This window comes from Mucilaginibacter sp. P4_E8 (assembly GCF_056401495.1).
In genome coordinates this window covers 1-2,001 of record NZ_JBFUJG010000333.1, presented here as the reverse complement: position 1 = coordinate 2,001, position 2,001 = coordinate 1, and the positions used below count along the sequence as shown (strand labels likewise).

2 protein-coding genes are annotated in these 2,001 nt (G+C 42.2%); both read right to left on the bottom strand.

The window, feature by feature from the left end; all coding sequences use genetic code 11:
• Window positions 1-469: SAM hydrolase/SAM-dependent halogenase family protein (locus tag AC1DRQ_RS31115; RefSeq protein ID WP_477429943.1), on the bottom strand; the 469-nt coding region annotated here is incomplete at its 3' end.
• Between the two features lie 109 nt (window positions 470-578).
• A partial coding sequence (locus tag AC1DRQ_RS31110) for a cellulase family glycosylhydrolase (RefSeq protein ID WP_477429941.1) occupies window positions 579-2,001 on the bottom strand: 1,423 nt, incomplete at its 5' end.

Genomic DNA, 2,001 nt, shown 5'->3' with positions numbered 1-2,001 from the left:
AATATACATCGCGGCCATGAAAAGTATATGATCCCTCAGAGCCTTGCCTTCGGTTAACAGCTTCATCAATTTCTCTTATCTCCGCTATCCCTAAAGCTTCGGCTACCAAAGTTAATGTGCCATTGTCGGGCGTTACAATAAATTGCCCGGTATTGGTTTTCAACACTACCGATTTTCGTGCAGTGCCTACTCCGGGGTCAACAACCGAAACAAACACTGTGCCTGCGGGCCAATAAGCAACGGTTTGGTATAAACGATAGGAAGCTTCCCATATATTATAGGCCGGTATTTCATGGGTCAGGTCGAACAATTTCAAATCAGGCGAAACACCCATGGCCACACCCTTTATAGCCGAAACAGCGCCATCTTTTAATCCAAAATCTGATTGAAAAACCACGATCTTGTTTTGAGCATGGGTGTAAAGTGCGGTTACTAATAGTAATAATATGATAAGTAATTTTTTATTCATAAAATATCTAAATATTGTAAATGGCCTGTCATCCTGAGCTTGTCGAAGGATCGCGCGCAGAGGCCCGCCCACCATGCTTCGACTGGCTCAGCATGACAACCCCCTCTTTCTACTTCACCGCCTTTACCAGTAACACCTTATCATCCAATCCTGCAGGTACGGCTATCTCATTGCTTGTAACCATTAAGGTTTGTATCACTTTGCCTGTAACAACATCCGTCCACGTGACTTTAAATTTTCCTTTTGGCAAATTAAGCAATAATGTATATGGTTTCATAGCAATATGCTCCATGTAGATAACCCATTGCTTACCATCATCACTAAGCGCCTCTGTAGTCGCGCCAGGCGAGGCTTTCACTATATGTTGATCGGGATGTAGCTTTACAAGGTCCAGCGCGTCAAAATAACGCTTCAGTACACCAAATTGCTTCCGTAACTCCGGACTACCGCCACCAGGTGCTTTATAGGAAGTGTCCTGCCYGGTTTCCATACCAGCCGAAAAGGAATAATCCAACATATTAAATAAAGCCCCACCTGCCATTAAAAATCGCCAGGCCTGCCTCCGGTATGTCGTGTTCAAATTTCCCGCGAAACCGGTTTCATTAAAGCCTATCACCTTATTCAGGTAATAATTTTCGTCGACAGCCTTTGGCAGCGCATAGTGAAAATTAAAAATGGAAATATCAGGATCGGGATTGGTAATTGGATATTGAAAATTGGATATGTTTTGTGAAATAAGGTGCTGCTTCGGTAATTTACTTTCTTCGTCTTTGATCCATCCCGCTACCTTACGCTGCCAGTCGTTTGAACGTTGCGATACGATCTCCAGGAAATTCCTGAAATCCTTTATATCGCCATATTCGTTGCGTAAAATCACCGTATCCTTCTGAATGGCATAGGGCTCATTCTGTACCTCAAAATAAATATTGTCAAAGCCATTAAGCTCCTTTACAATTTTGCGCACATACTTTTCCTGATAAGCTAAAATATTGCCGTTTAATAAAGTATTGGCCAAAGCCGCACTGATATCATCGGTTTTATTGATGTTGTTTTTAGTGTTGAGCGGACTATATTCCCAACCGTGCTGGTAGTATGACGAAAACAGGTTCACTTCCACAATTACCCCATTATGGTTGGCCTCGGTCATAAACTGTTTTAAGCGGATGAAAAAATTTTCGTCCCATTTATCAAGGTCGAATTTATTGCCGCCAAGTTCAAATCCGTTTTGATCACTACGTTTCCAGGGCAATAGTAAATTTTGCTCAGATGGTGCAAGGGTATTGTTTTTAATGCCAAAATCGCCCGGCTTTTCTATATAAGCACCGGTGAATAAGCGGGTGGTGTTCAAGCCATCTTTGGCCATAGTTTGCAGATAGGTTTTATAATTAAACCCCAAATTGAGCACCGCTCCATAATGCTCACCCGAACCTACCAGCAAAGTAGGCTTACCCTTATATAAAAAGTAGTGTGGGTTTTGCGGATGAAGTTTTATTGGTTGATTGGTTTGTGCTAATAGCGCAGCAGATAATAAC